General features: G+C 33.2%; 3 protein-coding genes. All 3 read right to left on the reverse strand.

From position 1 onward, the window contains the following. Positions 1 to 180: 180 nt before the first annotated feature. The 3 genes from cas2 to cas9 are packed head-to-tail and all read right to left on the reverse strand — an operon-like array spanning position 181 to position 4,582. Entirely contained in the window at positions 181 to 504 is a 324-nt protein-coding gene (gene cas2, locus BKH41_RS09450; protein ID WP_257875463.1) for a CRISPR-associated endonuclease Cas2, read from the reverse strand. Next, positions 467 to 1,414: a type II CRISPR-associated endonuclease Cas1 gene (gene cas1 / locus BKH41_RS09455; protein ID WP_095299403.1), complete on the reverse strand. Its 948-nt coding sequence runs from the start codon at positions 1,412 to 1,414 to the stop codon at positions 467 to 469. Before cas1 ends, cas2 begins: the two co-directional genes overlap by 38 nt. Next, complete coding sequence (gene cas9 / locus BKH41_RS09460) at positions 1,415 to 4,582, reverse strand: type II CRISPR RNA-guided endonuclease Cas9 (protein ID WP_095299405.1); 3,168 nt, start codon at positions 4,580 to 4,582, stop codon at positions 1,415 to 1,417. Between the last annotated feature and the right edge of the window lie 133 nt (positions 4,583 to 4,715).

The raw sequence follows: 4,715 nt of genomic DNA on the forward strand, positions 1-4,715 counted from the left end.
GTTTTAGGCAGTTATTAAATTCTTCTATGGTAAAATACACCTCTATCAAATCATTGATATTAGGGATATACATAGAATAAAATGATAAAAAATATGCTATAATACACACAGAAGATTTTAATAACTGCCTAAAATAAACGGTTATTGGGTTCCGTGCGGAGTTACAATCTCCTAAAAACCCTAAAATAATACAAGTTGTCTTGGCACATTCTTCTTTTCTAATTCACTTTTTTGTCCCAATAATAATCTCATCTGATCAAATTGTTTTTCTGTCAATATTAATGCTCTGATATGTCCTTTTGGAGGCAAAATTAAATCCAATCTATTCAAATGAGAATTTGCACTGGCCACACCCTTACAAATACGAGCATAAACAGAAAATTGCAACATCAAAAATCCATCTTTTATCAATTCTTTTCGAAACTTTGCAGAATTTTTTCTATCTTCTTTAGTGTACGTGGGCATATCAAACATCACCAAAATTCTCATAAATCTCTCTTCCATCGGAATTTTCCTTTATAAATACAGGCAATACTAATTCATTCCCAAATCCTCCAAGTGTATTTACCAAGGACTGGATCGTACGCGGGATTGCTCGATACATAGGATAATATTTATTCTTGCAAGAAATTTTGGCATTTAAAATGGAAACTAAATTTTGCCGGTGATTTCTTTGAAATTCTTTTTGAAGATCTTGCTTTTCTAGTAACAAGCACACTAAAGAATCTGCAAATATCCGATAAGGCTCCATCATATCATCTGCTAAGTTAAATGCATTGAATTGATTTTTATGAAAAATTCCAAAAGCAGGCAAAAGACCACTGCTTACAAGGCTTCTAGCAATACAACCCCTAATGATTGCATAGGCATAATTGAGAGCAGAATTAATCGGATTAAAATCCCTTCTGCTGAATTTTTTTCCAAAAAGAGCTTGAAAATAAAGGATTGCCCCTTGAGATTCAAGATTTTTAGAATCATTAAGCATTACATTTTTAGATAATTTTAAGATCTTTTGAGAGCTTTCAGGGCAAAAAAATTCAGCTAACATTGCTTGATTATAAAGCTTTTGCTTAATAATTTGTTGCCATAAAATTGCTTTGGTTTGTTTAGAAAGAGAGACTTGAATTTGAAGGGTTTCTGATGTTTTATAATACCCTAGATAAGGTGTGAAAATGCCATTAGGGATATGGGAATCATCACAAGTAAAAAAAGCAATTTTATGATCGGCTAGCTTACTGAGCAAACTTGTTGTAATACTCACTTGATTGCTCTCAGAAATAACAATAAGAATATCCCTTAATGGAAATGTGATTTCTTTTCCTTCTTGGGTGATGCAAAAAAGATTATTCTTTAGGCTTAATTTTGCAGGATTAGAAATAAAAATACTGCGATAAGCCTCATCAAAGCCTCCCATTCATCTTTTCTTTTTTGTAGTCTTTAAACGGACATCTTCTCTGGGTTCAAGCCTAGCCTCACTGATTTCTCCTAATGCCGATACGACGCATTTTTTGAAGATTTTGAGTTTTCGAATACCACTTTGTAACAAAAATCCTGAAGCTGAATCAGCTTTAAAAAAGTCTTTTTCATCTTCTTTTAAAACATTACTGTGGTGTCTAAACGTCAGACCTGCTGTAGATGAACTTGTCCCCACAAAGTAGGCATAAACGCTTTGAGGCATTTTGTTTGTTTGGATTTGTACCAAATCATCCTTAAACAAACTGAAACAAAATTCATAATTGTCATCCATCTCAATCCAATCCTTAATAACACCTGTTTTATCTTTGCCTGACACAATTGCCTTGTTGGGTAATTTGCCAATTGCTACATCATAAGTATAAACAGGAACTACGTAGTATTCACCCTTATCTTTGGATCTGAAAATATCTGATCGCACCATGCCATCATTATCCACAATTCCTTGATCAATCTGGCGTATTTTCCCAAGTTTTATAGCCTTTTCAACTCCCTCTATCCCCCCGTATTCTTTGAAATAATCCTCTTTTGAACGAATGGTTTGTTCGTGTAAAGCTCCAGTGACATTTCTCCTAGGGGCTTTAGAGACAAAAATTTTATTGATTCTTTCTTGCACTTCTGAATTAAAATTCTCCAAAGGTCTTTCTAAAGATTTTTTTGTTTTATTATCACTATTTTTAAGGTCTTCCGCCTTTTCTTTCGAGTCAGCTTTTTTCTTGTATTCCTCTTCTTTTGATTGCAGATATTTACTAAAAGATTGGATATTACCATCGGTTGCAAATGCAATAATGAGTGCATCTTGTGCGTGATGGAGATGGGTATTTCTATTTTTGGCATCTAGCCCCCAATAATGTCGGAGCAAACTTGTCAAGCTACCACCTAATGTCAGAACATGTTTTTTTGAACCTTTGGTTCCAGCCTTTTGAGTGACATCTTCAGCATCATCTAAAGGTAAAAATTCCAAATAAGAGGCCAAATATTGGCTGATTAATCGATTGATATAGCTTGTGTCATTCAGATTGCGAGCCAAAAACTCTGCGCGATCACCTTCTTTTTTATCAGTGAAATTTTTATCCACAATCTTCTTTTTCACACTTCTTGGAAGTTTTTTCATTGTATTGATTCTTTTGATGAGTTCATCCCATTTTTTTGCATCGTGTCCAATCCATTCATAAGGGGTTTTATTGCCTTTATCACCTTGGTTGATTCTGCGAAAAACAAGCACTTTATTATTTTGAGAATCATCCAAGCTTCTTGAGAGAGGGTAAATATGGTCAATATCAAGTAATTTTTCATCTTTAAGATCTATAAGCTCAATTTTTTTACCACTATAAACACAGAACTCATCTTGTCGGATCCATAGTTTTACCTTTAAAATATTGCGCCCATTTTCTGCTAAACCGATTTCTTTGCAAATCTTTAAAGCTTCTTGATTGCGATCATAGTTTTCTTGTTGTTCTTTAAGAATCTTACTCCTGTCTTTAAAATTTTTACCAATTTCACGCGTGAATTCCAGATGGATCTTATGCACCTTGCCATATTTTTTAATCACAGCATTGATCACTTTGCGACATTGAGCAATCGCACGATTAACGACGGGATTGAGTGTATCTGAGAATTCTGTTTCTGTTAGCGGGGGGAGAAGGATGGATTTAGTATTCTTTTTTTTCATCTTCAATCCAGTTTCTTCGATCGCTTCATCATATCTCTTCCCTTCTCTCATCAAAGGCAAAATCTCATCGAGGGCTTTAAGACTCAATCGAATGCTTTGATTGAACCCAAGAGTATTGGCAATCAATTTTTCTTGCAAGGATTTTGAAATGTTTTGCTTAGAAAGTTTTGTCTTGATATCTTTTGGAGATTTATTAAAAGTAATGATTTGGATGATATTGTCTAGAGTTTTTATATCCAAAGAGTTAAATTCTGCTTCTAAATCTTGCAGATAATCTTTTAACCGGTGGTATTTCTCAAATTTAATAAAAATCGCTGTTTCAACTTTCTTGCCTTTAGCAATATAATCAAGCTTTGAATCTTGAAATGGTATTTTCTCATCAAGCTTTAAGATTTCACGGAGTTTTTTATAGCTCAACCCACTTTTGACTTTTTTGGCTCCATCTAAAATTTCTTTGATGATTTCTTTTGGATAAACTTCTCCTGTTTTGCTTTCAAGATTTTTTAAAGTATTGATAATTTTTGTCAGATTAATGAATTCTTCAGCACTATAACAGCATTTAGAAGCTCTTTTTTCTTCGGGATAAAATTCACAACTCCCCAATTTGTTTTCAAAGCTTTTTAACTCCCGTTGATAGAAAGCAATTTTTTCATAAGCAGCTTGAAATGTAGCAGATGCTTTTTGGTTACCAAATCTTCTTTGGGCTTCAAAAATATGCCCAATTTCTTCTTGAAGCTCTTTTCTACCGACAGAACGCTTATAATTTTCTTTTTTCTCCTCTTTTGTTTCTGTCTTTTTTGAAGCATCTGATTGTTTATCTTTTTTATTTCTATTGCGGACATTCTCATAAAGACCTTTGGCGACTTCTTTAAGGTAATATTCTTTAAACATCATTTCGCCGATTGTTCTATAACCCTTAGCTTGCATTTGATTTTTGTTTTCTTGAATGGAATCCAAGATAAACTTTTCAGATTTTTTATCCTCTTCTTTCTCTGAGACAACAAGGCTTAAATCGTTATAGCCTCTTCTTTTGGCAATATGCAAAAGAACTCGTCCAAATTCGACATCATTTAATTTTCTATCAAGCCCTAAAGATCTGAGTTCCCAAGGAGAAAGGAATTCTTTATTGGTTTGAAAAAATCTTGGCAAAGATGCTTCTTTAGGGAGAAATGCTTCAAATTCAAAACCAAAATGTTTGCACAAAAGCTTTTTGATTTGGAGTATCCTTGCTTTTCTTCTTTTGATAATTCTTCGCGCACTCCTTGCTTCTCTTCTAGGTAAAGCAAGCGATTCTCCATTCTTTGGATTTTCTGCTTGAGTAAATAATCTTACCCCACAATCAATGATTTGATTGTTTTGTTTAAAAGTTTTATCTGCTTGAATTAATGCCCAACCAATTGATGTAATCCCAATATCTAATCCTAAAATTTTTATCATATTCACCTCTTTTAGAAATACTATCTTCTATATCTTAGAAATACCATCTTCTATTCTATTGAAGCATTGCTTTTATATCTATTAAGAATAAAATTTTTTTACAAATGGGGTGGAAATGTTGTTGTGGTTTATA

The organism is Helicobacter sp. 12S02232-10 (genome assembly GCF_002272895.1).
GTDB lineage: Bacteria > Campylobacterota > Campylobacteria > Campylobacterales > Helicobacteraceae > Helicobacter_J.